Origin of the sequence: Streptomyces sp. CA2R106 (assembly GCF_037034245.1) — a bacterium.
Lineage (GTDB): Bacteria > Actinomycetota > Actinomycetes > Streptomycetales > Streptomycetaceae > Actinacidiphila.
Genome location: NZ_JBAGKC010000031.1, coordinates 1 through 26359 on the forward strand (window position 1 = coordinate 1; position 26359 = coordinate 26359).

The window sequence follows — 26359 nt, forward strand, 5'->3', positions numbered from 1 at the left end:
GCGGTGCAGGTACGACTGCTCGTACCGGCATTTCTCGCCGAGTTGCACCAGGCTCATCCCGGAGCGTTCGCGTTCGTACGCGAGCCGGTTGGCGTACAGCGCCCGTGCCGAAAACCGGTCCACCGCCCGGACGTTCTTACCCCTGGCATTCCCGTTTCCGTTGCCGTCGCCGATCGTGATGTCGTCGTCGTTCTCCATGCGGGCGTCTCTTCCTTTTCTCCGATGTGGTCCGAAGGGTTCGGGTTCTGCTGCGACCGAGCTACGAGAGGTCCTCCAGCAATGCCGCTGGCGACAGGCGATGCGCCGGGTCCGTGTCCAGGCCCGCAAACCCAGTAGTTTCCTGCATGTCGATCTGCTGCTCCTCGGAACGGTGACGGATCGGCCACGCCCCGGGGCCGCTCGCACGGCCGCCGGGGTCCATCCGGTCCATCGAAACGCTTGAAGCCATTCGGGTGGGGAGCCAGACAGGGGGCCGGGAGGGGGCCAGACGGCTTGAGGAGGGTCAGCGTGAACGACGATGAACGGCGCCGCCAGTTCGGCGCCTACCTCACAGGGCTGCGGAACCGCACGGGAAGGTCGCAGAGCCGACTGGCCGCGTTTCTTTCCGAGTTATCCGGTACGACGTCGATCACGCGGCATGAGGTGTCGCGTTGGGAGCGGGGCGTGCGTATTCCTGACGTATGGCTGCCGTACCTGGCCCGCGCTCTCGACACGCCCCTTTCCGAGTTGGAGCGTGCGGCCCAGCACGCGCGCAGCCCGACAACCGAGGCCGTGCTCGAACATGCAGGCATGTGCCCCGTTCATGCTGTTCATCCGGCGCCGGGGGCCCGTACCGTTGAAGGGGGCGGCGTGGGAGTTGCGGGCGGCGGCGGAGAGGACGGTACGGCGGTGGACAGACGGCACTTCCTCGGGGTGTTCGCGGTTGCCGCAACGGAACCGGGAGCGCTGTCCGGGCTCGCGACGGCGCGGCAGGGCATCGACACCGCCCTGACGGGTTCGGACGCGGGGGACCTCGCTTACCTGGAAGGCGCGTTCGAGCGCCACCGCGGTGGCTATCGGGGCCGGCCCCCCACGGATGTCCTCGGGCAGATGCGTGCGGACCTGGATCTGCTCCGGGATGTGCTCAACCGGCCGCACCCGGCAGCCGCCCGCACCCAGCTCGCCCGTACGGCGGCCGGGATCGCCGGGCTGGTGGCGATCGTTCAGCATGATCGCGGGGACCAGCGTGAAGCCCATCGCTGGTTCGCCACCGCTGAACGGGCCGCCAGGGAGTCCGGTGACCGTCAGATGCTCGCCTGGACGCTCGCCCGCCATGCGATGGTGCCGCTCAACTACGGTGCCCCGGAAGCGGCCGCCGCCTTGTCGGTCCAGGCCCGCGCCGCAGCCGGGCGGGCGCCCTCCGCGTCAGCGGCGCTTGCCGCGGCCGTCGGCGCGCGGGCGCTTGCCGCGAACGGTGACCGCATGGGCGCGCTGCGCGGGGTGGCCGACGCTCGCACCATCGCCGGGCAACTGGACGGCTCCCAGGCCGCCGACACCTGGTTCGGCTACCCGTTGCAGAAGCACCACGTCCACCTCTCCCAGACGTTCACCCTGCTGGGCAGCACAAAGGACGCGTACGCCGAACAGGACGCCGCCCTCGCCCTGACGCGGACGCCTTCCGTGATGACCCGAGCCCTGCTGGACATCGACAGGGCGGCCTGCCTCAGCGCCGAAGGGGACAGCGCAGAGGCCGCCGAAAGGGCCCATGGAGTGTGGGAGAACCTGCCGCCTGCATACCGCAGCGGGCTCGTCCGGGAACGGACGGCGGCCCTCTGCGACACGATCTGCGACATGGCTCCGGGCCTGGCCCGAGACCTGCGCATGGCCCTTGCTTGACGGGCATGCTCGGCCGCGACGGCCCGCCGTAGACCGCCCCCCGGGGGGAATCAGCGCACCCGGGGGAACACGGCGCCGCCAAAAGACGTCAGGCGGTGGCGAGGTCGGCGAGGAGGGCGCCGTTGAAGGTGAAGGCGCGGCGGGACTCGGCGATGACGCGGGCCTGTTCGGGGGCGTCGAGGGGGAGCGCGTCGAGCAGGGCGCGGTAGGACCGCTTGAAGGCGGCGGGGTTGGGGATGCCGTCAAAGACGTAGAAGCGGACGCCGTCCCCCTTGTGGTCGAACCCCCAGGTCTTCTGCGCGGTGTCGCGCACGACCTGCCCGCCGGAGAGGTCCCCGAGGTAGCGGGTGTAGTGGTGGGCGACGTAGCCCGCCGGCCAGGTGTCCGCGACCTCGGCGATGCGGGCGGCGTACGCGGCGGTGGCGGGCACGGGGGTGGCCCGTTGCTGCCAGCCGGGCCCGCGCAGGTGTGCGAGGTCCCGCTCCAGGGAGGGCACCCGCGAGAGCTCGGGGAAGAGGAAGGGCCCGGCCACGGGGTCGCCGGCGAGCGCGGCCGCGCCGTCCTCCAGCGCGCGGTAGACGAACCACAGCTGCTCGGTGTAGCGGGCGTACGCCTCGACGCCGAGCCGCCCGCCGAGCATGTCGCTCATGAACGAGGTGTTGTTGACCTCGGTGTGCAGGTCCTGGCTCGCGGTGCGGATGACGGTCGAGAAGGGCGTGGCGACAGGCAGCGGCGGCAAGGCGGTCTCCCGGAAGTCAACGAGTTAGGTATACCTAAGTAAGACGTGCCGCGTTCGATCGGTCAAGGTCTTGCCGACATCTCGTCGGTAAAGGTTGCACGGGAAGACTTCCACCCCGAGTGGCTGTTCAATCCAGGTAGGAGGCAGGATTGCCTCCACCGTCGGCGTACCGTGTCGGGTATCGCGGTGGCCCAGGGGCGAGGGAAGGAGCTCGATGGCAGGCAGGAACAGGTTGTCCGACTGGTTGCGCCGCGGCGCGGACAGCGGCTCGTCCGACTCGCCCGCCGAGCGCCCCACCCGCCCGGTCCGCCCCGCCCGGACACCGCGCGCCGCGCGCGGCTCCCGCTCCGGCCCCGCCGGCCCCGACCCGCGGCGCGACGAGCTGACCCGGGCCGCGGCCGTGGCCGGCTTCCGGCTGGTCCCGGCTGCCCACCCGGAGAACTACGGCTGTTCCTGCGAGCGGATCGGCTGTCCGATCCCCGGCCTGCACCCGGTCTCGCTCGCCTGGCAGACCCAGGCGTCCACCGATCCCCAGCGCGTCGAGGACTGGCTGCGCACCCACCCGCTGGCGAACTTCGTCACCGCGACCGGCATCGGCCACGACGTGCTCGACGTGCCTGCGGACGCCGGCCGGCTCGCCCTGGAGCGGCTGACGGCCGACGCGGCGACGCTCGGGCCGGTCGCCGCCCACGGCGAGGAGCGGCTGCTGTTCTTCACCGCCACCCGCGGCACCCCCGCCGACGAGGACGAGTGGTGGCCCTGCGCGCTGGACAGCCACCCCGAGACCGCCGACGAGCACCCCGGCATCCGCTGGCACTGCCGCGGCAGTTACGTCCTGCTGCCGCCCGCGCGGCTGCCCTCCGGCCACAGCGTCCAGTGGCTCGACGGCCATGGCCCGGACCTGCCGCTGCCCGACCCGCTGCCGGTGCTCGCCATCCTCACCGACGCCTGCGCCCAGTTCGGCTACGAGTTCGAGCCCGCGCCGGTCGCCTGGGGCCGCTGACACCGGCACGCCCGCCAGGCGCCGACCCGCACCGCCCGCCGGCGGCCCGGCCGATGGTTCGGCTCCCGGCCCGGTTACTCGCCCTTCGCCGAGACCAGGCCCGTCAGGTAGCTCACGAACGTGACCTTCGCGCCCGCCTTCTTCGGCGGCACCCGCACCATGCTCTGCGCCACCCGGTAGAGGGTGATCGACGTCTTCGGGGTGCCGGAGGTGAGCGCCTTGGTGTCGTCGTCGAGGGTGAGCGGGTGGTCGGCGCGGAAGGTCGCCCGCGACTGGTGGCGGGAGCCGAAGAAGACGACGGCGCCGCCGTCGGTGGTGCGCAGCGCGACCGGCGCGAAGTCGCCCGCGACATCGGCCTGGTCGGCGTACTGCGTCACGGTGCTGGCGGTGTGCGCGGACTTCGCGCGGCTGTCCTTGAGCCCGGAGGTGGCCGGCCCGTCCGCGAACACCCCGGCCGCAGCGGCCCCGTTCTTCCCGGACCCGGAACCGGACCCGCCGGAAGCACCGGACTTGCCGGAACCCCCGGACGCACCGGCACCGCTGTCGAGGTAGTTCGCGTACTGCGCGCTCAACTGCCCCGGCTGCACCGCCAGATCGGTACCCGCCAGCGGCACCGCCTCGGCGTGCCCGGCCTTGTCGACGGCGAAGTCCGGCAGTTCGTCCGCCGTGGCCACCCCGAGGAAGTCGGCCTTCCACGGCTGCCGCGCCCCGCCGTGGCGGAACACCAGCAGCCAGCGCGCGTCCCCGTTGCGGTTCGTCTTCGCCTCCGCGACGAAGAACTTCGGCCAGCCGCGCTGCTCGGGGATGAGGAACTTCGCGTCGGAGAACTTCAGCGGCGAGTAACTCTTGTTCCCGCCCGGGTTGTTGGCGTGCTTCGCGCGTACCCCGGCCTGGTCGATCGCACCCAGCGGCCCCGCCTCGGCGGCGGTGATCGCCTGCTCGTCGTAGGCCCTGGTCGCCTTGTTGTTCTGCGCGGCGAAGTCCGCCAGCACCTTGGCCGCCTCGGCGGGCCGGAGCGACGGAACAAGTGCGCGCTCGCCGTGCACGGTCACGCAGCCGGCCAGCGGCACGGTCAGCGCGATGGCGGCGGCCCCGAGGCACAACCTGCGGCGGATCATGGCGCGTCGGCTCTCCTTCGTACCCGATGGGGATCGCCGCAAACCCTACCGGGCGCCGCCCGTCAGGGGAGCGTGAGGACCTCGGCGCCGTCGGCCGTCACGACCAGCGTGTGCTCGAACTGGGCCGTGCGCCTGCGGTCCTTGGTGACGACCGTCCAGCCGTCCGCCCACATGTCGTACTCGTGGGTGCCCAGCGTGAGCATCGGCTCGATGGTGAAGGTCATCCCGGGCCGCAGCACCGTGGTCGCCCGCGGGTCGTCGTAATGCGGCACGATCAGGCCCGAGTGGAAGGCGGTGTGGATGCCGTGCCCGGTGAAGTCCCGCACCACGCCGTAGCCGAAGCGCTTGGCGTACGACTCGATGACCCGCCCGATCACATTCAGCCGGCGGCCCGGCCGGACCGCCTTGATCGCCCGGTTCAGCGCCTCCTCGGTGCGCTCCACCAGCAGCCGCGACTCCTCGGCCACGTCGCCCACGAGATACGTCGCGTTGCAGTCGCCGTGCACGCCGTGGATGAACGCGGTGACGTCGAGGTTGACGATGTCGCCGTCGCGCAGCACCGTCGAGTCCGGAATGCCGTGGCAGATGACCTCGTTGACGGAGGTGCAGATCGACTTGGGGAAGCCGCGGTAGCCCAGGTCGGAGGGGTAGGCCCGGTGGTCGACCATGTAGGTGTGGGCGATCCGGTCCAGCTCGTCCGTCGTCACCCCCGGCGCCACCGCCTTCGCGGCCTCGGCCATCGCCCGCGCCGCGATCCGCGAGGCGACCCGCATCCGTTCGACGGTCTCCTCGTCCTGCACCTCGGAGCCGGTGTACGCGGCGGGGCCCGGCCGGCCGACGTACTCGGGCCGCGGGATCGACCCCGGGACCTGGCGGGAGGGGGACAGAGTGCCGGGCACGAGCGGCGACTGACCAGACATGCCGACGAGTGTATCCACGGGAGATCGGGCACGATGAGGAGGTCCGGGCCGTGCGGCCGCCTACGGCGGGCGGCGTCGGGACACGGCCGGTGGCGGCCGCGAGCGAGGGAGAGCGTCATGGTGTTCCACAAGGCGGACAAGCCCGCGGGCAAGCCGGGCGAGTGGTTCTACTGCCTGAAGCACCAGCGGGTCGAGGAGGGGCCGGACTGCCCGGCGAAGAACCGCTTCGGGCCCTACCCGACCAAGGCGGAGGCCGAGCACGCGATGGAGCGCGTCGCGGAGCGCAACGACGACTGGGACGCCCAGGACTGAGCCCCCGGGCCCAAGGCACCGCCCGCCAGGCGCCGTCCACCCGCCTGACCTGCACCGCGGGCGGCGGACGTGCCGGAAAACACGTTGCCCGCGCCCCCCTGCGCCCGGCAGATTCACCCGGGTGAAGCTGAAGCGTCTCCTGCCCGACCTCGCGCCCTGGCGCAGTTCCCGCGACTTCCGGCTGATGTGGACCGCGGGGGTGGTGACGAACTTCGGCAGCTTCCTGACGATGGTCGCGCTGCCGGTCCAGATCAAGGACATCACCGGCTCGGCGGTCGCGGTCGGCGCGGTGGGCGCGGTCGAGCTCGTGCCGCTGATCGTCTTCGGGCTCTACGGCGGCGCGCTCGCCGACGCCGTCGACCGCAAGACGCTGATCGTCGCCGCCGAGGCCGCGCAGGGCCTGCTGGTGGTCGGCCTGCTGGCCAACGCGCTCGCCCCGCACCCCGCGGTGTGGCCGCTGTACGCCGGCGCCGCCCTGTCCAGCGCGCTCGCCGGCCTGCAACGGCCCGCGCTGGACGCGATCGTGCCGCGCATCGTGCCCCGCGACCAACTGGCCGCGGCCGCCTCGCTGAACGCCCTGCGCTGGCAGATCGGCGCGATCGCCGGCCCCTCCGCCGCGGGCCTGGTCATCGCCTACGCGGGCCTGGGCTGGTCCTACGGCGTCGACGCGGCCACCTTCGCCGTCTCCGTCGCCCTCAGCGTGTTCTTGCGCCGCTCGCCCGCCGCCCACGACGCCCGCCCGCCGTCGCTGCGCGGCATCGCCGAGGGCGCCCGCTACGCCTGGAGCCGCAAGGAACTGCTGGGCACCTACCTGATCGACATGGCCGCGATGTTCTTCGCCTACCCGGCCGCGATCTTCCCCTTCCTCGCCGACGACCTGCACGCCCGCTGGTCGCTCGGCCTGATGTACGCCGCCGGGTCGGTCGGCTCGCTGCTGGTCAGCCTCACCAGCGGCTGGGCCACGCGGGTGCGGCGGCACGGCCGGATGGTGGTCTACGCGGCCGCCGGCTGGGGGCTGGCGATGGCCTGCGCGGGCTGGACCGGCCACATCTGGGTGGTGCTGGTCTTCCTCGGGGCGGCCGGCGCCTGCGACATGGTCAGCGGCATCGGCCGCTCCACCATGTGGAACGAGACCATCCCCGACTCCCTGCGCGGGCGGCTGGCCGGGATCGAGCTGCTGTCGTACTCCACCGGGCCGCAGCTCGGGCAGGTCCGCTCCGGCGGCGTCGCCGCGCTCGGCACCGCGCGGATCTCGGTCTGGTCCGGCGGGCTGGCCTGCGTCGCCTCCGTGGGCCTGCTGGCGCTGTTCCTGCCCGCCCTGATGGCGTACGACTCGCGGAACGCGCCTCCGGTGGAACCGGCCGCCCCCGCCGACAGCCCGGCCGACGTCCCCGACGACACGACCGCCGACGACGCGCTGCCCGCGTAGCCGCCCGGAAGCGGGCGGGAGGGCGGCCGGTGGGAAGATAGGGGTCATGACCGCTGACGACGTGAAGAAGCCCGCAGCCAAGGACCCCTGGGCGCTGCCCGACGTGTCCGACCTGACCGTGGGGGTGCTGGGCGGCACCGGCGACCAGGGCCGGGGCCTGGCCTACCGCCTGGCGCGGGCCGGGCAGTCCGTGGTGATCGGCTCGCGCGACGCCGCCCGCGCCCAGGCCGCCGCGGACGAACTGGCCGCGGGCGAGTTCGGCGCCACCGGCGTGCAGGGCGCGGACAACGCCGAGTGCGCCCGCCGCAGCGACATCGTGATCGTGGCCGTCCCCTGGGAGGGCCACGCGAAGACCCTCGAGGCGCTGCGCGAGCCGCTCACCGGCAAGCTCGTCGTCGACTGCGTCAACCCGCTCGGCTTCGACAAGCAGGGCGCCTACGCGCTCACCCCCGACGAGGGCAGCGCCGCCCAGCAGGCCGCCGCGCTGCTCCCGGACTCCCGCGTCACCGCCGCCTTCCACCACCTGTCCGCGGTGCTGCTCCAGGACCCGGGGGTGGAGACGATCGACACCGACGTGATGGTGCTCGGCGACTCCCGCAAGGACACCGACCTCGTACAGGCCCTCGCCGGCCGCATCCCCGGCATGCGCGGTGTCTTCGCCGGACGCCTGCGCAACGCCCACCAGGTCGAGTCCCTGGTGGCCAACCTGATCTCCGTCAACCGCCGCTACAAGGCCCACGCCGGCCTGCGCCTCACCGACGTGTGACCGGCCCGGCCCCGGCCGAATCCCCCCGCCGAACCTCCCGCCGCACCCCCGACCAGCACAGGAGCCCGACCGCCATGCCCCGCCTCGCCCTCTACTCCCTGATCGTGTGCCTGCTGGCCGTGGCGGCCGCGGTGGTCTCCTTCGTCAACGGCCACTGGATCGGGGTGGTCTGGGTGCTGCTCGCCGGTCTGACCAGCAACATGTGCTGGTACTACTACCGCAGGGCCAAGCTGGCGGCGGCCGCCGGGCAGCAGCACACCGCCGGGTGAGGCGGCGCGGCAGTGTCCCGCGCCGCTCAGTGGCGCCAGAACTGGAAGAGGTAGTAGCCGTAGGACGGCATCCAGTCCGGCACCTTGAACCACGTCATGACGTGGTACATCGCGTTGAAGAACTTCACGTTGACCGAGTGGATGTAGAGCACCCCGAAAACCGCGAGCATCCCGAACGGCGCGAACGGCTGCACCTGCCGGCGCACCTCGTACGACAGCCACGGCTCCAGCACGCCGTAGCCGTCGAGGCCCGGGATCGGCAGGAAGTTCATGATCGCCGCGGTCACCTGGAGCAGCCCGAGGAACCCCAGGGCGGCCCGGAAGTCCTGCGGCCAGGAGTCGGCGAGACCGAGCGTGAAGGGCAGCATCAGCAGTACCGCGAAGGCCACGTTGACCAGCGGGCCCGCCGCCGAGATCAGGCTGTGCCGCAGCCGGCCGCGGATGCGGTTGCGCTCGATGAGCACCGCGCCGCCCGGCAGGCCGATACCGCCCAGGACCACGAAGATCAGCGGCAGCAGGATCGACAGCGCCGCGTTGGCGTACTTCAGCGGGTTCAGCGTCAGATAGCCCTTGGCCTCGATGCTGGTGTCGCCGCTGTGCAGGGCGGTGCGGGCGTGCGCGTACTCGTGCAGGCACAGCGAGAACAGCCAGCCGGAGAGCACGAACAGGAACACCGCGAAGCCGGCGTCGGACGCGTAGCCCGACCACACCGCCCAGCCGGAGACCACCATCACCGCGGTGATGCCGAGGAACACCGGGCTGATCCGGCGGTTCTCGCCTCTCCTGGTCATACGCAGCGGGGTGACGGTCATGTACGGGCTCCTCGCGGGGCGGGGTTCGGGTGCGGTGCCGCCCGATCATGCCATCCCGGGCGGGCTCGGACACGTGCCTCGTCCGCAGAACGGACGGCGGCCGGCCCCGGTTCCGCCCGGTGCGCCACCCGGGGGACGGCCGGCACCGGCCCGAGCGGGCCGTACCGGGCGCCGCACCTCGTGACACCGGCCGCGCCGACTCCGTAAGAATGGGGCCGTGCGATACACGATCCTCGGCCCCACCCAGGCCCTGCGGGAGGACGGCGCCCCCGTCGCCCTCGCGGGCGGGCGCCTGCGCGCGCTGCTCACCGCGCTGGCGCTGCGGCCCGGCCGGGTGGTCGGCGCGGACGCCCTGATCGACGAGGTGTGGCAGGGCGAGCCGCCCGCCGACGCCGTCGGCGCGCTCCAGGCCCTGGTCGGACGGCTGCGGCGGGCGCTGGGCCACGACGCGGTCGCCTCGCTCGGCGGCGGCTACCGGCTCCAGGCCGCCCGCGACGACGTGGACCTGTACCGCTTCGAGCGGCTCGCCGAGGAAGGCGCCCGGGCCCTGGCCGACGGCGACCCGGTCAAGGCCGGCGGGCTGCTCGGCGACGCGCTCGCGCTGTGGCGCGGCCCCGCGCTGGCCGACCTGCCCGACCGCGGCACCGCCGCCGTCCGCAGCGAGGCCCTGCGGCTGGACGCCCACCGGCACCGCCTCACCGCCGACCTCGCCCTCGGCCGGGCCGGGCAGGTGCTGCCCGAACTCGCCGAACTGGCCGCCGCGCACCCGCTGGACGAGCCGCTGCGCGCCCTGCACCTGCGGGCCCTGCGCGCCGCCGGCCGCACCGCGGAAGCCCTCACCGCCTACGAGGCGGTCCGCCGGGACCTGGCCGAGCAACTCGGCACCGACCCCGGCGAGGAGCTGCGCCGCCTGCACGCGGAACTCCTCCAGCCCCCGCACGTCCAGCCCCCGCCCGCCGAGCCCGCCCCGGACGCCGCGCGCACCCCGGACGCCGTGCTGCCGCCCGGCGCGAACGGCTCCGGACCCGCCGGGTGGACGTACGACCGCACGCCCGGCGCCGGGGCGGAACCGCACGGCGGCACCGTGAGCGCGCCCGGCAACGCCCGGGCCCGGCTGACCAGCTTCGTGGGCCGGGAGCGGGACCTCGCGGCGGTGCGGCACGACCTGGCGCAGGGCCGGCTGGTGACGATCACCGGCCCGGGCGGCACCGGCAAGACCCGGCTGTCGCAGGAGGCCGGGGACCTGGTCGCGGGCCGCTGGCCGGACGGCGTCTGGTACGCCGAACTGGCCCCGGTCAGCGACCCGCGCACCCTCCCCGAAGCGGTGATCAGCTCGCTCGGGCTGCGCGAGACGCTGCTGCACCACGGCAGCGCCGCCGGGGTGGCGCTCGCGGCCGAGGCGGCCGGCGCGCGCGACGCGACCCGGCAGCTCGTCGACTACTGCACCGGCCGCGAACTGCTGCTCGTCCTGGACAACTGCGAGCACGTCATCGACGCGGCCGCCGCCCTCACCGCGTCGCTGCTCGCCTCCTGCCCGCGCCTGTCGGTGCTCGCCACCAGCCGCGAACCGCTGGGCGTGCCGGGCGAGCTGGTGCGGCCGCTGGACCCGCTGCCGGACCCGACCGCGCTGCGGCTGCTCGCCGACCGCGGCGCCGCCGCCCGCCCCGGCTTCCGGGTCGACGACGACCCGATGGCGTGCGCGGAGCTCTGCCGGCGGCTGGACGGCCTGCCGCTGGCGATCGAGCTGGCCGCGGCCCGGCTGCGCAGCCTCTCGCCGCGCCAGCTCGCCGACCGGCTCGACGACCGCTTCCGCCTGCTCACCGGCGGCAGCCGTACGCTCCTGCCGCGGCAGCAGACGCTGCGCGCCGTCGTGGACTGGTCCTGGGACCTGCTGGAGCCGGCCGAGCGGGTGCTGCTGCGCCGGCTCGCGGTCTTCCGCGGCGGCTGGACGCTGGACGCGGTCGAGGCGGTCTGCGCCGACCCGGCCCCCGGAACCGCCGGCCCCGCGCCCGGCTACGGAACCGCCGACCCCGCCCCCGGAACTGCCGACCCCGTGACCGGTGACCCCGCCCGCGGGGCGCCCGCCGAGTGGATAGCCCCGCCCGACACCGCCGCCCTGCTCGCCTCCCTCGTCGACAAGTCCCTGGTCCTCGCCGACCAGCACGGTGACGGCACCCGCTACCGCATGCTGGAGACCATCTCCGAGTACGCCGCCGAGCGGCTCGACGCGTCCGGCGAGCGCGCCCTGATCGAGCGCCGCCACATCGTGCACTTCCGCGAGTACGTCCGCACCGCCGACCCGAAGCTGCGCGAGCGCGGCCAACTCCTGTGGTTCGAGCGGCTGGAGACCGAGCACGACAACCTGCGGGCCGCGCTGGGCCGGGCGGTGGCGGGCGGCGACGAGCAGGAGGCGCTGCTGCTGGTGATCGGCTGCGCCTGGTTCTGGGAGGTGCGCAACTACGTCTCGGAGCGCAGGCACTGGCCCGCCGTGGTCGCCGCGCTCGGCCCCGACCCGTTCGCCGAGCCGCCGAGCCTGGTGCCGCTGGAGCGCGGCCTGCTGGACGACCCGCCGCCGCTGGAGGGCGAACAGCTGCTGGAGGCCCGCCGCTACGTCCACGTCATGGAGCTGTCCAGTCATGACGGCGAGGACGACTGGTGGTCGAACGAGCGGATCATCCGGGCCGGCGCCGCCCTCATCGAGACCTACCCGCCGCACCTGCCGCAGTCGGCCCGCCAGCCCGGCATCACCCGCGCCTTCGGGGCGTTCTTCTCCGGCAACTTCGACCGGGTGCACGAGCTGATGAACGAGACCATCGCGTGCTGCCGGCGCTTCGGCCGGACCTGGGAGCTGGCCTACACCCTGCAACTGCGGGCGAAGGTCAACAACGACATCAGCGAACGGCTCGACCTCTCACTCGCCGACATCGGCGAGAGCCGGCAGCTGTTCGAGCGGATCGGCGACGAGTGGGGCACCGCGGAGACCCTGTCGGGCGAGGCCGAGGCCGCGGGCAACATGGGCGACTGGCAGCGCGCGGCCCGCTGCTGCCGCGAGGGCATCGTGCTGGCCCGCAAGGTCGGGGCGCACCAGCACGTGCCGGTGGTGCTGGTCCGGCTCGGCGAGGCGCTGGCGAGCCTGGGCGAGGTGGAGGAGGGCGAGCGGGTGATGCGCGAGGGCATCGCCGACGCCGAGCGGTTCGGCAACTCCAGCTTCGGCGCCGCCTTCTACGGCCGGGTGCAGCTGGCGGGCCTGCTCTCCCGGCTGGACCGGGTGCCCGAGGCGCTGGCCCTGGTCGAGCGGACCGTCGCGGAGAGCAAGGAGAACGCCTTCCCGGTGCCCGGGTTCGTCGACGGGATGCTCGAGGGCGTCCGCGGCTACCTCGTCGGCCGCTCCGGTGACCCGGCCGGCGGCCTGGCCATCCTCTCCGCGGGCGTCAACGCGATGAACGCCCACCCGCTGGCCCGGGTGATCGCCCCCCGGGTGGCGATGGTGATGACGCCCGCCGTCGCCGAACTGCTGCTGCTCCTCGGTGCGGCCGAGCCCGGCGCCGGGCCGGCCCGGCTGACCCGGGCGGTCCGGCTGCTGGCGGCGCACGACCGGCTGCGGCCGGTGGCGATCCCGCCGCTGGAGAAGCGGGACATCGAACGGACCCGCGCCCGGCTGCGCGAACTGCTCGGCGAGGACGGCTACGCCGCCGCGTACGCCGAAGGCGACGGCCTCGACGTCGCCGGGGCCGTCGCCTTGATGTGCGACGTGGACTGACCGCTCCTCGGGGCCCGTACGGGCCGGGCTCCTCGCGGGCCGGGCCGCCCGCCGGGGCCCGCCGTGGATCAGGTCTTCTTGCGGAAGCGGGCGACCGCCAGCGGCGCGGTGACCGCGGTGATGCCGACCGCCCAGGCCAGTGTCATCCACACCGAGTGCGCCACCGCCCCGCCGTTGATCAGCGCCCGGGAGGCGTCCGCGAGGTTGGAGAGCGGATTGACCTTGGTGAAGTTGTGCAGCCACCCCGGCATCGTGGTCGGACTGGCGAAGATCGAACTGCCGAACTGCAACGGCATCAGTACGAGCATGCCCACCCCCTGCACCGCCTGGGCGGTCTTCATGGTCAGGCCCAGCAGAATGAAGATCCACATCAGCGAGGCGCCGAAGACCACGGACAGCACGATCGCCGCCGCCAGGTGCATCACGTCCGTCCCGATGGACATGCCCAGCGCGAAGCCCATGCCCAGCAGGATCGCGATCGCGATCAGCAGCCGGCCGACCTCCACCACGATCTTCGCGATCAGCACCGTGGACCGGGCGATCGGCATGGTGCGGAACCGGTCCATGACCCCCTTGCGGAAGTCGTCGTTGATGCCGCTGCCGACCGCCATGGACAGGTTCATGCCCATCATCGCCATCAGCCCGGGCACCACGTAGTTCACGTACTCGTGCTGGTGGCCCTTGCCGGAGATCGCGCCGCCGAAGACGTACACGAACAGCAGGGTGAAGATCACCGGCATCAGCACCGCGTCGAACATCGACTCGGGGTCCTGCCTGATCTGGAGCATGTTGCGGCGCGCGAGGGCGCCGATGTGCCGCAGGTTGGCCCGCAGGCCGATCCTGCCCTCGTCCGAGGCGACCCGCGCCGGGGCGGTCACCGTCGCCGTCGCGGTGCTCATACCGGGACCTCCACGTTCTTGGTCGTGTCCTGCGCACGGTCGGCCGTGCCGTCCGCGTCCTGCTGCTCCCCGGGCGCCGCCGAGGACTTCTGGCCGGTGATGGCGAGGAACACCTCGTCCAGGCTGGGCAGATGGGTGTCGATGTGCGCGATGCCGTAACCGCGCGAGCCCAGCACGCCCACCACCGCGGTGAGCTGGTCGTCGCTGAGGATCGGCACGCTGACCAGGCCGTCCTCGTCGATCCGGGCGCCGGCGACGCCGTCCAGGCCCGCCGACGCGATCGCGTCGGCCATTCCGGCCGCCGCGGCCGGCTCGCTCGGCCTGATCCGCAGGGTCCGGCCGCCGACCTTCGCCTTCAGCTCGGCCACCTTGCCGCCGGCGATGATCCGGCCGCGGTCGATGACCGTCAGCTCGTTCGCGAGCTGCTCGGCCTCCTCCATGTACTGCGTGGTGAGCAGCACCGTGGCGCCGTCGGCGACCATCCGCTGCACCTCGTCCCACACCTCGTTGCGGGTGCGGGGGTCCAGGCCCGTGGTCGGCTCGTCCAGGTAGAGCACCGCGGGCCGGCCGATCATGCTCGCCGCCAGGTCCAGCCGGCGGCGCATCCCGCCGGAGTACTGCATCGCCGGCCGCTTGGCGGCCTCCGTGAGCGAGAACCGCTCCAGCAGCTCGTCCGCGCGGGCCCGGGCGTCCTTGCGGGACAGGTCCAGCAGCCGCCCGATCATGTACAGGTTCTCCCGGCCGGACAGCTTCTCGTCCACCGAGGCGTACTGCCCGGTCAGGCCGATCACCCGGCGCAGCTGCCGGGGCTGCCTGAGGACGTCGAAGCCCGCCACCCGCGCGGTGCCCGCGTCCGGCTGCACCAGCGTGGACAGCACCCGCACCAGCGTGGTCTTGCCGGCCCCGTTCGGGCCGAGCACGCCGAGTACCGTGCCCTGGCGCACCTCCAGATCCACCCCGTCCAGTGCCTTGGTCGGTCCGTAGTGCTTGACCAGACCGCGCACCTCGACGGCGGCGGTCCCACCGTTGTCTGTCAGTCGCGTCGTCATGTCCACCACCCTGCACGGGCCCACCGACACGGCACCGACATCCCGCCGACAGCGCCCTGTCGGCGGGATGTCGGCGGTCGGCGCCCCGCCCGACCGGTGGTGCGGCGGGGGCGGCGCCGCAGGTCAGCCGGTGGTGCCGCGCGGCCGGTCGGTCGGCTGGGTGCCGGACTGCGGGATGGTCAGCAGCAGGGTGCCGTCGGCCGTGCGCACCTCGAACCGGCTGATTGCCGTCGGGTGCATGCCGGTGGCACCGCTGACGGTCAGCGCCTGGGGATGCGCGCCCGTGCCGTAGCCGGCCTGCGGCACCGACCAGGTCGCGACCGTCTCCCGGGAGTCGTCGCGGCCGACCGCGTCCAGGTGGCAGTGGTCCGGCCCGTAGACCCCGGCCAGCCGCAGGCTCACCTCGGTGCCCCACGCCTTGTCCGTCAGGCCCACCACCGCCGACAGCCCGGTCGACGGGTTTCTCGCCGAGTCCTGCGCGGCGGCAGCGGGGGCCGCCGAGCCGCCGCCGCGGGTGGCCAGCACCGCGATCGCCGGGCCGCCGACCACCAGCACCGCGGCCACCGCGACCGCGACCAGCCGGCGCCTGCGCCGCGCCCGGCGCTCACCGGCGACCTGCCGCAGCATCCGCTCCAGCAGCGCGTCGCCGGGCGGCCCGGGCATCCCGACACCGTCCGCGCGCAGCTCGGCGAGGACCGGCACCACGCCGCTCAGCTCGTCGAGCTGCCGCCCGCAGGCGTCGCACTCGGCGAGGTGCTCCTCGAACGCGGACATCTCCGCGTCGTCCAGCGCCCCGAGCAGGTAGGCGCCCACGTCCACATGGGGCGGCATGGGGGTCACGAGGTGGTCACCCCTCTCTCCTCCAGCGCGTTCCGTGCGGCGCGCAGCGCGTAGAAGACCCGGGAGCGCACGGTCCCGGGCGGCAGCCCCAGCTCCTCGGCGGCCTCGCTGACCGTACGGCCCTTGAAGTACGTCTCCACGAGCGCCTCGCGGTGGGCTTCGGACAGGTCCTGGAGGGCGTCGGAGATCGTCATCAGGCGCAGCGAGCGCTCCAGTTCGTCGCGCGCGGGCAGCTGGTCGAGCACGGCGGGCGAGGTCTCCGGCGGGCGGGCCTGGCGGCTGCGGTGGCCGTCGATGACGATCCGGCGGGCCACCGTGATCAGCCAGGGCCGCAGGGAGCGGGCCCGCGGGTCGAGCCGGGCGGCGTTCTTCCAGGCCCGCAGCAGGGTTTCCTGGACGACGTCCTCGGCGAGGTGGCGGTCGCCCGCGACGAGCTTGAGGACATAGGTCAGCAGGGCGCCCGCGTGCTCGCGGTACAGGGCCCGCATGAGGTCTTCCTCCGGGCCCGAGCGGTCGGGGCCGAGGTCCGGCTCCGGGCCGGGACCGGGCGGGCGCACCGCGCCGGCCTGTTCCGGTATCTCCGGCGGGGGTCCGTCCACGGGCGCATCCTGCCGCACCGGCGGCTCCCGGTCGAGTTCGCGTATCGCGGATCGAGACATCGGCGGACGGCTTCCCGGAGGTGTGGAGGGTCGCCGCGGCCGCGGCGCTCACCGGTCCATACGGGCGCGGGGGCGGAATGTCTCAGATCGCGGGGTGGAAAAGTCCGGGCGGGCCCGGCGTACCGGACCCGCCCGCCTGCGTCAGGTCAGTGGAAGGTGTGCTCCCCCGCTCAGTGGAAGGTGTGCTCCGCCGCCGGGAACTCCCCGCCCACCACGTCCTGCGCGTACGCCTTCGCCGCGTCGCCCAGGGTGCGGCGCAGGTCCGCGTACTGCTTGGTGAAGCGCGGCACCTTCCCGCCGGTCATCCCCGCCATGTCGGTCCACACCAGCACCTGCGCGTCGGTGTCCGGCCCGGCGCCGATCCCGATCACCGGGATCTCCAGCGCGTTGGTGATCTCGGCGGCGACCTCCGCCGGCACCAGTTCGAGCACCAGCGCGAAGGCGCCCGCGTCCTGCGCGGCCTTCGCGTCCTGGACCAGGCGGTGCGCCGCCTCGTCGCCGCGGCCCTGGACGCGGTAGCCCAGGGTGTGCACGGACTGCGGGGTCAGCCCCATGTGCGCCATGACCGGGATGCCGGCCTCGACCAGCGCCTCGGTCTGCGCCAGCGAGCGCCGGCCGCCCTCCAGCTTCACCGCGCCGACGCCCGCCTCCTTCACCAGCCGGGTGGCGCTGCGCAGGGCCTGCACCGGGCCCTCCTGGTACGACCCGAAGGTCAGGTCGGCGACGATCAGGGCCCGCCGGGTGCCGCGCACCACGGCGGCGGACAGCATCGCCATGTGGTCGAGCGTGACCGGCACGGTGGTGTCGTAGCCGAGGTGGCAGTTCCCCATCGAGTCCCCGACGAGCAGCACCGGGATGCCGGCCTCGTCGAAGACCGACGCGGTCATCGCGTCGTACGCGGTGAGCATGGGCCACTTCTCGCCGCGCTCCTTGGCGGCGCCGAGGTCGCGCACGGTCACGCGGCGGGTGCCGGACCCGCCGTAGAGGGCTTTCGGGTTGTCGGCGGCCTTCTGGGCAGCCGGAAGCTGCGTCATGGTGACGGCTCCTTCAGTTGTCATCTCGAGGCGCCCTGACGGCGTCCCCGGACCACCTCCCATGCTGGCACGCCCGGCCCCGCCGGGAAACCCCCGGACCCGCCCGGCCGCCGCCCGCGGGCAACCCCCGCCCCGTGACCGTTCCCGGGCGCCCCGGCCGATCCGCGGCTGAGCTGGGGGCTTTGCCGGGGCTTTGCGATACGAGACGGGGCCGTATCGTAAAAGCGGTAGGCTCGGGGGATGGCCGCTGATGCGATAGTCACAAAAGTGCCCGAGGTGATCCATCGCCGCCGCTGGGCGATCCTCACCGTCCTGCTGTTCAGCCTGCTGGTCGTGGTGCTGGACAACTCGATCCTGAACGTGGCGATGAAGACGATCGCCCAGCCGGCCCCGACCGGGCTCGGCGCCAGCCAGAGCGAGCTGGAATGGGCGATCAACTCCTACACCCTGGTCTTCGCCGGCCTGCTGTTCACCGCCGGGCTGCTCGGCGACCGGCTGGGCCGCAAGAAGGTGCTGCTCGCCGGCATGTTCGTGTTCGGCGGCGGCTCGGCGCTCTCCGCGTTCGCGGGGACCGCCGGGCAACTGATCGCGTGGCGCGGGGTGATGGGCCTGGGCGGCGCGCTGATCATGCCGGCCACCCTGGCGATCATCATGAACGTCTTCGAGCGCGAGGAGCAGCCGCGCGCCATCGGCATCTGGGCCGGCGTGGTGGGCCTGGCGATCGCGGTCGGCCCGATCACCGGCGGGCTGCTGCTCCAGCACTTCTGGTGGGGCTCGGTCTTCCTGGTCAACGTGCCCATCGTGGTCGTCGCGCTGATCGCGATGTTCCTGATCGTGCCCGACTCCAAGGACCCCCGGCCCGGCCGGCTCGACCCGCTGGGCGTGCTGCTGTCCATCGCCGGCCTGGTACTGCTGATCTACGGCATCATCAAGGGCGGCCAGTACGGCGACTTCACCCGCCCCGAGGTGTGGGGCACCTCCGTGGCGGGCCTGGCCATCCTCGGGGTGTTCGTCTGGTACGAAGCCCGCAGCGACCACCCCGCCCTGGACGTGCGCTACTTCAAGAAGCGGCAGTTCGCCGCCTCCGTCGCCGCGATCGGCCTGGTCTTCTTCGCGCTGATGGGCGTGACCTTCTTCGTCGTCTTCTACAACCAGTCGGTGCGCGGCTACAGCGCCCTGCGCTCCGGGCTGCTGCTGATCCCGCTCGCCGCCTCGCAGATGATCTTCGCGCCGCGCGCCCGGCTGCTGGTCGACCGGATCGGCGCCCGCGCGGTGTGCGCGGGCGGCATGGTGCTGACCGGGATCGCCTTCCTCGGCTTCCTCCTGCTCGGCCGGACCACCCCGATCTGGGAGCTGGAGGTGCTGTTCTTCGTGATGGGCACCGCGATGGCGCACATCATGCCGCCCGCCACGGTGATGATCATGTCCGCGCTGCCGCGGGAGAAGGCCGGGTCCGGCTCGGCGGTCAACAACACCTTCCGCCAGGTCGGCGGCGCCCTCGGGGTGGCCGTGCTCGGCTCGGTGATGTCCACCGTCTACCGCAACGGCATCAGCTCCCACCTCGGCCACCTGCCCGCCGGCCAGCGGCACGCGGCCGGCGAGTCCATCGAGGCGACCCTCGGGGTGGCCCAGCGCCTCGGTCCGGGCGGCGCGAGCCTGGTGCGGCCCGCCGACGACGCGTTCATCCACGCCATGCACATCACCGCGACCGCCTCGGCGACCGTCGCGATCCTCGGCGGCGTCGTCGCCTACGTCTTCCTGCCGCCCAAGTCCGCGCTGTCCCCGGCGCCCGGCGGCGGCTCGGGAGAGCGGGAGATGGTGGGTGCCGAGCAGTGACGGAGGGCCTCTCCGGCCGCGGACGCCCGCGCAACGCCGCCGTCGACGGCACCGTCATCGACGCCGTCCTGCGGCTGATCGCCGACGGCACCCAGATCGGTGAGCTGACGATGGAGGGCATCGCCCGGCACGCGGGCGTCGGCAAGGCCACGCTGTACCGGCGCTGGCCCGGCAAGGAGGCGCTGCTGCTCGACGTGCTCGCCACCGTCGAGGGCCCGCCGCCACCGGCCGGCGCGGGCACCGGCGACCTGCGCGAGGACCTGGTGCGCGCGGTGGAGTTCATCCGCCGGCGCGGCCTCGCCAAGCGGGAGTCGGCGCTGCTGCGCACCATGGTGACGCAGATGCGGAGCAACCCCGGCCTGTGGCAGCGCTACCACGACACCGTGATCGCCGGCCGCCGCCGGATGCTCGTCGCGGTGCTGGAACGCGGCATCGCCAGCGGCGAGATCCGCCCCGAGCTGGGCGCCGACCTGGAACTGCTCTGCGACATGGTGGTCGGCCCGGTGCTGTCCCGCGCCACGCTCTACCCGGACGCGTCGCTCCCGGCGGACCTCGCCGACCGGGTGGTGGACACGCTGCTGGACGGGATGCGCCCGCGCGCCTGACCCGCGAACGGCCGCGGACCGGGCCGCCGTCACGGCCGCCGGCCGCTTATGTCCAGGTCTCGTCACAGTCCGGGCGATCCGTACCGCCCGCGGAACCCGCGACCCGCACCTGACCGTCGCTTCACATACGAATCCCGTAGAGTCGGTCGCTCGGAGTCGGCGACCGGTGACGGTACGACGGCGCTCCCTACCGGCGCGCGTGCCCGCGGCGGTACGACGGAGGTGCGGTACGGCGGATGCGCGTGCCGGGCGGATCCGCGTGCCGGGCGGCGCGGCGCCGCGGCGGTCGCGGCGATCACCGCGGCAGGCTCTAGGGTTCGAAGCACCGGCAAGTGGCAGGCAGGCAAGGACTTCTATGACCCAGGCGCAGAACGGCACGGACACCAGCACGGACGGCACGGACCCGGTGGGGCCGGACGCCGGGGCGGCCGGGGCCCGGGACCGGCTGCGCGCCCGCTTCCTGCGGTGGTGGCGGCCCGCGGGGATGTGGCGGCGCGGCATCGTCACGGCGGTGGTCGCCGTCGTGCTCGCCGGACTGCTGCTCTTCCACGCCGACGTGCCCAACCGGGTCGGCAACCTCGGCAGCCTGCTGGAGACGTTCCTGCCCTGGCTCGGCCTGCTCGTGCCGGTGCTGCTGGTGGTGGCGCTGCTGCGGCGCTCGGTCACCGCGCTGATCGCGGTGCTGCTGCCGACCGCGGTGTGGTTCAACCTCTTCGGCGGGCTGCTCACCGACAAGGCCGGGACCGGCGGCAATCTCACGGTCCTCACGCACAACGTCAACGCCGACAACCCCGACCCGGACGGCACCGCCAAGGACGTGATCGCCGCGCACGCGGACGTGGTCGCGCTGGAGGAACTGGCGGCCGGGCAGGTCGCCCGCTACAGCCGCGACCTGGCGGCCGCCTACCCCTACCACTCGGTGCAGGGCACCGTCGGGCTGTGGAGCAAGTACCCGCTCAGCTCGGTGCGTCCGGTCGACATCCGGCTCGGCTGGACCCGGGCGATGCGCGCCACCGCCGCCACCCCGCACGGCAAGGTCGCGGTGTACGTCGCGCACATGCCGTCCGTACGCGTCAAGTTCGACGCCGGGTTCACCGCCGGGCAGCGCGACCGGGCCGCCGACGCGCTCGGTTCGGCGATCGCCGCGGAGACCCTGCCGCACGTGGTGCTCCTCGGCGACCTCAACGGCACCATGAACGACCGCGCGCTCGCCTCCGTCACCTCGCAGATGCGCTCCACCCAGGGCGCCGCGGGCAACGGCATGGGCTTCAGCTGGCCGGCGTCCTTCCCGATGGCGCGGATCGACCAGATCATGGTCAAGGGCATCGAGCCGGTCTCGTCCTGGACGCTGCCCCGCACCGGCAGCGACCACCTGCCGGTGGCCGCCCGGCTCGACGTCCCCTGACCAACGCGCTGTTGCCGCGCTGCCGTTGCCGGGCGGGGGTCAGCCCCCCGCGACGAGGAGGCGGTAGCCGTAGTCGACGGCGTCCAAGGCCAGCAGGTCGGCGTGGCGGCGGTGCCAGGCGCCCGAGGCGAGGTCCGCGCGCAGCCGCTCGATCGCCGGTTCGACGACGGCGGCGGGCAGTTGGGCGAAGGTGGAGTTCGCCCGGCGCACGTCGGGGTCGAGGAACACGCGCCTGGTCGATCAGGGCGGCCAGCCGCGGATCGGCGCGCCGCACGTCCCGGTACCCGACCCCGATCCGGTCGTACGTCGCCGTCAGCGGCCGGGCCCCGCAGCAGAAGCATCCATGGGCCGGATCACAGCAGCCGCCCCCGGGCCCGGGCAAGAGTTCCGGGCCGGGCCGAATGTTGCCGCCCCCGCCGCGGGCGGCCGGCCCGGCGGGGGGTCAGCCGCCCTCGCGCCAGCGGTTGGTGATGGGCAGGCGGCGGTCCTTGCCGAAGCCCTTCGCCGAGATCTTGGTGCCCGGCGGGTACTGCCGCCGCTTGTACTCGGCGGTGTCCGTGAGCTTCAGCACCCGCGTGACCAGCTCCTCGTCGTACCCCGCGGCGACGATCTCCTCGCGGCCCCGGTCCCGGTCGACGTACAGCTCCAGGACCCGGTCCAGCACGTCGTAGTCCGGCAGCGAGTCCGTGTCGACCTGGCCCGGGCGCAGTTCGGCGCTCGGCGGCTTGCTGATCGAGTTCTCCGGGATCGGCGGGGTCTCGCCGCGGGCGGCCGCGTCCTCGTTGCGCCAGCGGGCGAGGCGGAAGACGGTGGTCTTGTAGACGTCCTTGATCGGGCCGTACGCCCCCACCGAGTCGCCGTAGAGCGTGGAGTAGCCCACGGCCAGCTCGCTCTTGTTGCCCGGGGCCAGCACGATCTGGCCCTCCTGGTTGGAGATCGCCATCAGCGTCACCCCGCGCAGCCGCGACTGGAGGTTCTCCTCGGCGAGGCCGGTCAGCTTCAGCGACTCCATGTACGCGTCGAACATCGGGGCGATCGACACCGTACGGAAGTTCAGGCCGGTACGGCGGGCCAGTTCGGCCGCGTCGCCCTTGGAGTGGTCCGAGGAGTACGCCGACGGCATCGAGACGCCGTACACGTGCTCCGCCCCGATCGCGTCGCACGCCAGCGCGGCGACCAGCGCCGAGTCGATCCCGCCGGACAGGCCGATCAGCACCGACCGGAAGCCGTTCTTGGCGACGTATGCGCGCAGGCCCGTGACCAGCGCGCCGTAGATCTCCGCCTCGTCGCCCAGCGGCTCGGCCTCGGTGCCGGGGTACCGGGGGGTGTACGCCGGGACCGGCTCGGCGGACAGCACCACGTGCCGCAGTTCCAGGCCGTCCGCGACCCGCCCGGCCGGCACCTCGGCGGCGGCCGCGGGCAGCTCCAGGTCGAGCAGCACGCACTCCTCGGTGAACTGCGGCGCCCGCGCGATGACCTCGCCGTCCGCGCCGACCACGATCGAGTCGCCGTCGAAGACCAGCTCGTCCTGGCCGCCGACCATCGCCAGGTACGCCAGGGTGCAGCCGGCCTCCCGGGCCCGCCTGCGGACCAGCTCCAGCCGGGTGTCGTCCTTGTCCCGCTCGTAGGGCGAGGCGTTCACCGACAGCAGCAGGCCCGCGCCGGCCTCCCGCGCGCCCGGCACCCGGCCGCCGTCCTGCCACAGGTCCTCGCAGATCGCCAGCGCCACGTCCACGCCGCCGACCCGCACCACCGGCATGGTGTCGCCGGGCACGAAGTAGCGGAACTCGTCGAACACCCCGTAGTTCGGCAGGTGGTGCTTGGCGAACCGCAGCGCGACCTTCCCCTCGTGCAGCACCGCCGCGCAGTTCTGCGGCGCGCCGGCCGGCTGGCCGTACTTCGGCTGCGCGTTCTCGCTGCGGCCGAGGTAGCCGACGACCACCGGCAGCGCGCCCAGGCCCGCCGCGGCCAGTTCCGCGGCCAGCTCCACCAGCGCCGTCCGGCTCGCCTCCACGAAGGACGACCGCAGCGCCAGGTCCTCGACGGGATAGCCGGTCAGCATCATCTCCGGGAACGCGACGAGGTGGGCCCCCTGCTCGGCCGCGTACCGGACCCGGCGCACCACCTCCGCGCGGTTCCCGGCGATGTCGCCGACACGGGAGTCGATCTGATTCAGAGCGAGACGTAGTTGAGGCACGCCCCCACTCTAATCGTCACCCCGACGCGATGTCGCTCCCGCCCTCCTCCTTTCCGAGGGGACTTCTCACGGCTTCCGGGGGACTTCCGGCGGGCGGGCACACCGAAGGGGCCGCCTGTGGGGGAGGGCGGCCCCAGGGGGAGGCGGCGCTACGCGAGGAGCCAGGCGGCGGTGTCCTGCGGGAGGAGGCCGTCGGAGGCGAGGGGGGCGGAGGTGAGTAGCAGGGTGCGGTGCGCGGGGAGGGGAGCCGGGTCGGGGGAGAGGTTGACGACGCAGACGAAGCCGGGGGAGCGGCGGAAGGCCAGCACGCCGGGGGCGCTGTCCAGCCAGGTGAAGGCGGTGCCGTGGCCGAGTTCCGGGGTGTCCTTGCGGAGCCGGATCGCCGCCCGGTACAGGGAGAGCATGGACCCGGGGTCGGCGGACTGGACCTCGGCGGTGCGGGCGGCCCACTGGACCGGCTGGGGCAGCCAGGACTCGGCCGAGCCGTCCGGTCCGAAGCCGAACGGCGGGGTGGCACCGGACCACGGCAGCGGTACGCGGCAGCCGTCGCGCCCGGGGTTGGTACCGGCCGAGCGCAGGTACATCGGGTCCTGCAACTTGCCGGTCGGGATGTCCTCGACCTCGGGCAGCCCCAGCTCCTCGCCCTGGTAGAGGTAGACCGACCCGGGCAGCGCCAGCGTCAGCAGGGCGGCCGCGCGGGCCCGCCGGGTGCCCAGCTCCAGGTCGGTCGGTATCCCGAACGCCTTGGTGGCGAAGTCGAACCCGGTGTCGGCCCGGCCGTAGCGGGTCACCGTGCGGGTCACGTCGTGGTTGCACAGCACCCAGGTGGCGGGGGCGCTGACCGGGGCGTGCGCGGCGAGCGTGACGTCGATCGAGGTGCGCAGCCGGTCCGGTTCCCACGGGCAGGCCAGGAAGTCGAAGTTGAACGCGGTGTGCATCTCGTCCGGCCGCAGGTAGCGGGCGAACCGCTCGGCGTCCGGCAGCCACACCTCGCCGACCAGGATGCGCACGCCCGGGTAGGAGTCGGCGATCCGCCGCCAGCTCCGGTAGATGTCGTGCAGGTCGTCCCGGTCGACGTAGGGGTGCGCGGGCAGCGCCGCCTCGGCGCCGGCGCCCGGGTCTGGCAGGTCGGGCAGGTCGGGGTCCTTGCAGACCATGGCCGCGGAGTCGATGCGTACGCCGCCGGCGCCGCGGTCGAACCAGAACCGCAGGATGTCCTCGTGCTCGGCGAGCACGTCGGGGTGGTTCCAGTTCAGGTCCGGCTGGCCGGAGTCGAAGAGGTTCAGGAACCAGTCGCCGGGCGTGCCGTCGGGGTCGGTGGTCCGGGTCCAGGCCGGTCCGCCGAACTGCGAGGGCCAGTTGTTCGGCGGCAGTTCGCCGTGCGCGCCGCGGCCGGGCCGGAACCAGAACCGTTCGCGCGCGGCCGAGCCGGGCCCGGCCGCCAGCGCCTCCCGGAACCAGGGGTGCGCGGCCGAGACGTGGTTCGGCACGATGTCGATGATCGTCCTGATGCCCAGCGCGAGGGCCTCGGAGATCAGCTTCTCGGCCTCGGCGAGCGAGCCGAAGACCGGCTCCACGTCGCGGTAGTCGGCGACGTCGTAGCCGCCGTCGGCCATCGGCGAGGGGTACCAGGGGCTGAACCACAGTGCGTTGACGCCCAGCTCGGCCAGGTACGGCAGCCGGGACCGCACGCCGGCGAGATCACCGGTCCCGTCGCCGTTGCTGTCGGCGAAGCTCCGCGGGTAGACCTGGTAGATGACCGCGTCGCGCCACCAGTTCTCGTCGGCCTCGGGCTGAGGGGTGTCTGCCACGTCAACGTCCTTTCGGGCAGGTGGGACTCCGCCGCCGGCCCCGATCGCGGGGATGATGGCAGGGGCCGGCGGCGGAGTGCTGAGGGGTGCTGCGGAAGTGGTGCGCAGGCGGTGCCGCGGGCGTCAGCCCTTCAGGCCGCCCGCGGTCAGACCGGACATGATGTTGCGCTGGAAGAGCAGGAAGATCAGCAGGGTGGGCACCGCGGAGATGGCCAGCGCGGCGATGATCACGTTCTCCGGGACGCCCTGCGACAGCGAGTTGATGCCGAGGTTGATCGGCTGCTTGTCCGGGTCGGGCTCCACCAGCATCGGCCAGAGGAAGTCCTTCCAGACGTTGACCACCGCGAAGATCGACACCACGCCGAGGATCGGCCGGGACATCGGCAGGATGATCGACCACAGGGTGCGCAGCGGCCCGGCGCCGTCGATCGCGGCGGCGTGCATCAGGTCGTTCGGTATCGAGTCGAAGAACCGCTTCAGCAGGAAGATGTTGAAGCCGTTGGCCACCGTCGGCAGCCAGATCGCCCACGGGGTGCCGACCAGGTTCAGGTGCAGCAGCGGCAGGTCGAGCACGGTGACGTACTGCGGGACGATCAGCACCGCCGAGGGGATCATCAGCGTCGCCAGCATCCCGGCCAGGATCACGTTGCCGAACACCGGGCGCAGCTTGGAGACCGCGTACGCGGCGGCGACGTCGAAGACCAGCTGGAAGGCGAGCGCGCCGAACGCGTAGTACAGCGTGTTGAACAGCAGCCGCGCGAGCTTCAGCTGGGTCCACGCGGTGTGGTAGGTGCCGGGCTTGGGGTGCTTGGGGAAGTACGTCGGCGGGTTCGCGACGACCTCGCTCGCGGACTTCAGGCCGCCGGTGACCATCCAGTACAGCGGGCCGAGGAAGACCAGGGTGAAGACGACCAGCACCACGGTCAGCACGATCCGGTAGGTGATCCGGCCCTTGCGGCGGTTCAGCGCCGCCGCGGAGATCAGGGTGCGGTTCTGCGGTGTGGAGATGGCTGCCATGTCC

Annotated in this window: 23 protein-coding genes and 1 pseudogene; 10 read left to right on the forward strand and 14 right to left on the reverse strand. The window is 73.3% G+C overall.

Going from position 1 to position 26359, the window contains the following annotated elements; translation table 11 throughout:
- Positions 1-198 (reverse strand): annotated as a pseudogene (locus tag WA788_RS30025) (hypothetical protein); the annotation flags it as partial.
- A 309-nt stretch (positions 199-507) separates the two neighbouring features.
- Between WA788_RS30025 and WA788_RS30030 the strand changes: the two are divergent.
- Positions 508-1875 carry a helix-turn-helix domain-containing protein gene (locus WA788_RS30030; protein WP_335982619.1) on the forward strand — a complete coding sequence of 456 codons (1368 nt, stop codon included), beginning with the start codon at positions 508-510 and terminating at the stop codon, positions 1873-1875.
- A gap of 88 nt (positions 1876-1963) precedes the next feature.
- Here the strand turns inward: WA788_RS30030 and WA788_RS30035 are convergent, their stop codons facing one another.
- Positions 1964-2614 (reverse strand): biliverdin-producing heme oxygenase, encoded by a 651-nt coding sequence (locus tag WA788_RS30035; protein ID WP_335982622.1) that lies wholly within the window; start codon positions 2612-2614, stop codon positions 1964-1966.
- A 214-nt stretch (positions 2615-2828) separates the two neighbouring features.
- Here WA788_RS30035 and WA788_RS30040 point away from each other — a divergent pair, with 214 nt between their 5' ends.
- A complete protein-coding gene (locus tag WA788_RS30040) occupies positions 2829-3617 on the forward strand; it encodes a bifunctional DNA primase/polymerase (RefSeq protein WP_335982624.1) in 789 nt (262 codons plus the stop codon).
- A 74-nt stretch (positions 3618-3691) separates the two neighbouring features.
- On the opposite strand, the gene WA788_RS30045 is transcribed toward WA788_RS30040, so the two are convergent.
- Together WA788_RS30045 and map are read right to left on the reverse strand one after the other, a co-directional pair.
- Positions 3692-4735, reverse strand: a complete 1044-nt coding sequence (locus WA788_RS30045) for a hypothetical protein (protein WP_335982626.1) — start codon at positions 4733-4735, stop codon at positions 3692-3694.
- A 62-nt stretch (positions 4736-4797) separates the two neighbouring features.
- Positions 4798-5655 (reverse strand): type I methionyl aminopeptidase, encoded by an 858-nt coding sequence (map, locus tag WA788_RS30050; RefSeq protein ID WP_335982628.1) that lies wholly within the window; start codon positions 5653-5655, stop codon positions 4798-4800.
- Between the two features lie 117 nt (positions 5656-5772).
- Between map and WA788_RS30055 the strand changes: the two genes are divergently transcribed.
- The 4 genes from WA788_RS30055 (at position 5773) to WA788_RS30070 (ending at position 8431) form a co-directional block, all read left to right on the forward strand.
- The gene (locus WA788_RS30055) at positions 5773-5967 is read left to right on the forward strand and encodes a hypothetical protein (protein WP_335982630.1); all 195 of its coding nucleotides are present in this window, start codon (positions 5773-5775) and stop codon (positions 5965-5967) included.
- Positions 5968-6094: 127 nt separating this feature from the next.
- On the forward strand, positions 6095-7396 hold the full coding sequence (locus WA788_RS30060; protein ID WP_443034119.1) for an MFS transporter: 1302 nt from the start codon (positions 6095-6097) through the stop codon (positions 7394-7396).
- A gap of 46 nt (positions 7397-7442) precedes the next feature.
- Positions 7443-8162 carry an NADPH-dependent F420 reductase gene (gene npdG, locus WA788_RS30065; protein ID WP_335982635.1) on the forward strand — a complete coding sequence of 240 codons (720 nt, stop codon included), beginning with the start codon at positions 7443-7445 and terminating at the stop codon, positions 8160-8162.
- A 74-nt stretch (positions 8163-8236) separates the two neighbouring features.
- Positions 8237-8431 carry a hypothetical protein gene (locus tag WA788_RS30070; protein WP_335982639.1) on the forward strand — a complete coding sequence of 65 codons (195 nt, stop codon included), beginning with the start codon at positions 8237-8239 and terminating at the stop codon, positions 8429-8431.
- A 26-nt stretch (positions 8432-8457) separates the two neighbouring features.
- On the opposite strand, the gene WA788_RS30075 is transcribed toward WA788_RS30070, so the two are convergent.
- On the reverse strand, positions 8458-9243 hold the full coding sequence (locus WA788_RS30075; protein ID WP_335982642.1) for a site-2 protease family protein: 786 nt from the start codon (positions 9241-9243) through the stop codon (positions 8458-8460).
- 217 nt (positions 9244-9460) lie between these two features.
- Between WA788_RS30075 and WA788_RS30080 the strand changes: the two genes are divergently transcribed.
- On the forward strand, positions 9461-13003 hold the full coding sequence (locus WA788_RS30080; protein WP_335982644.1) for an AfsR/SARP family transcriptional regulator: 3543 nt from the start codon (positions 9461-9463) through the stop codon (positions 13001-13003).
- A gap of 68 nt (positions 13004-13071) precedes the next feature.
- On the opposite strand, the gene WA788_RS30085 is transcribed toward WA788_RS30080, so the two are convergent.
- The 5 genes from WA788_RS30085 to panB form a co-directional block, all read right to left on the reverse strand.
- Positions 13072-13902 carry an ABC transporter permease gene (locus WA788_RS30085; protein ID WP_335982646.1) on the reverse strand — a complete coding sequence of 277 codons (831 nt, stop codon included), beginning with the start codon at positions 13900-13902 and terminating at the stop codon, positions 13072-13074.
- Positions 13899-14951, reverse strand: coding sequence for an ATP-binding cassette domain-containing protein (locus WA788_RS30090; RefSeq protein ID WP_335982648.1), 1053 nt, complete (start codon positions 14949-14951; stop codon positions 13899-13901). Before WA788_RS30090 ends, WA788_RS30085 begins: the two co-directional genes overlap by 4 nt.
- A 123-nt stretch (positions 14952-15074) precedes the next feature.
- The gene (locus WA788_RS30095) at positions 15075-15782 is read right to left on the reverse strand and encodes an anti-sigma factor family protein (protein WP_335982772.1); all 708 of its coding nucleotides are present in this window, start codon (positions 15780-15782) and stop codon (positions 15075-15077) included.
- 5 nt (positions 15783-15787) lie between these two features.
- Positions 15788-16279: a sigma-70 family RNA polymerase sigma factor gene (locus WA788_RS30100; RefSeq protein ID WP_335982774.1), complete on the reverse strand. Its 492-nt coding sequence runs from the start codon at positions 16277-16279 to the stop codon at positions 15788-15790.
- Positions 16280-16620: 341 nt separating this feature from the next.
- Positions 16621-17484, reverse strand: coding sequence for a 3-methyl-2-oxobutanoate hydroxymethyltransferase (gene panB / locus WA788_RS30105; RefSeq protein WP_335982650.1), 864 nt, complete (start codon positions 17482-17484; stop codon positions 16621-16623).
- A 240-nt stretch (positions 17485-17724) separates the two neighbouring features.
- Here panB and WA788_RS30110 point away from each other — a divergent pair, with 240 nt between their 5' ends.
- The 3 genes from WA788_RS30110 (at position 17725) to WA788_RS30120 (ending at position 21330) form a co-directional block, all read left to right on the forward strand.
- The gene (locus WA788_RS30110; protein WP_335982652.1) at positions 17725-19320 is read left to right on the forward strand and encodes an MFS transporter; all 1596 of its coding nucleotides are present in this window, start codon (positions 17725-17727) and stop codon (positions 19318-19320) included.
- Positions 19317-19925, forward strand: coding sequence for a TetR/AcrR family transcriptional regulator (locus WA788_RS30115; RefSeq protein WP_335982653.1), 609 nt, complete (start codon positions 19317-19319; stop codon positions 19923-19925). The genes WA788_RS30110 and WA788_RS30115 overlap by 4 nt, the downstream gene beginning before the upstream one ends.
- 484 nt (positions 19926-20409) lie before the next feature.
- Positions 20410-21330: an endonuclease/exonuclease/phosphatase family protein gene (locus WA788_RS30120; RefSeq protein WP_435133053.1), complete on the forward strand. Its 921-nt coding sequence runs from the start codon at positions 20410-20412 to the stop codon at positions 21328-21330.
- 39 nt (positions 21331-21369) lie between these two features.
- On the opposite strand, the gene WA788_RS30125 is transcribed toward WA788_RS30120, so the two are convergent.
- From WA788_RS30125 to WA788_RS30140, 4 genes are all read right to left on the reverse strand, one after another.
- Entirely contained in the window at positions 21370-21558 is a 189-nt protein-coding gene (locus tag WA788_RS30125) for a hypothetical protein (protein ID WP_443034115.1), read from the reverse strand.
- A 214-nt stretch (positions 21559-21772) separates the two neighbouring features.
- Positions 21773-23527 (reverse strand): NAD+ synthase, encoded by a 1755-nt coding sequence (locus WA788_RS30130; RefSeq protein ID WP_335982658.1) that lies wholly within the window; start codon positions 23525-23527, stop codon positions 21773-21775.
- Between the two features lie 149 nt (positions 23528-23676).
- Positions 23677-25338 (reverse strand): glycoside hydrolase family 13 protein, encoded by a 1662-nt coding sequence (locus WA788_RS30135; RefSeq protein ID WP_335982660.1) that lies wholly within the window; start codon positions 25336-25338, stop codon positions 23677-23679.
- Between the two features lie 123 nt (positions 25339-25461).
- Positions 25462-26355, reverse strand: coding sequence for a carbohydrate ABC transporter permease (locus tag WA788_RS30140; RefSeq protein WP_335982664.1), 894 nt, complete (start codon positions 26353-26355; stop codon positions 25462-25464).
- Between the last annotated feature and the right edge of the window lie 4 nt (positions 26356-26359).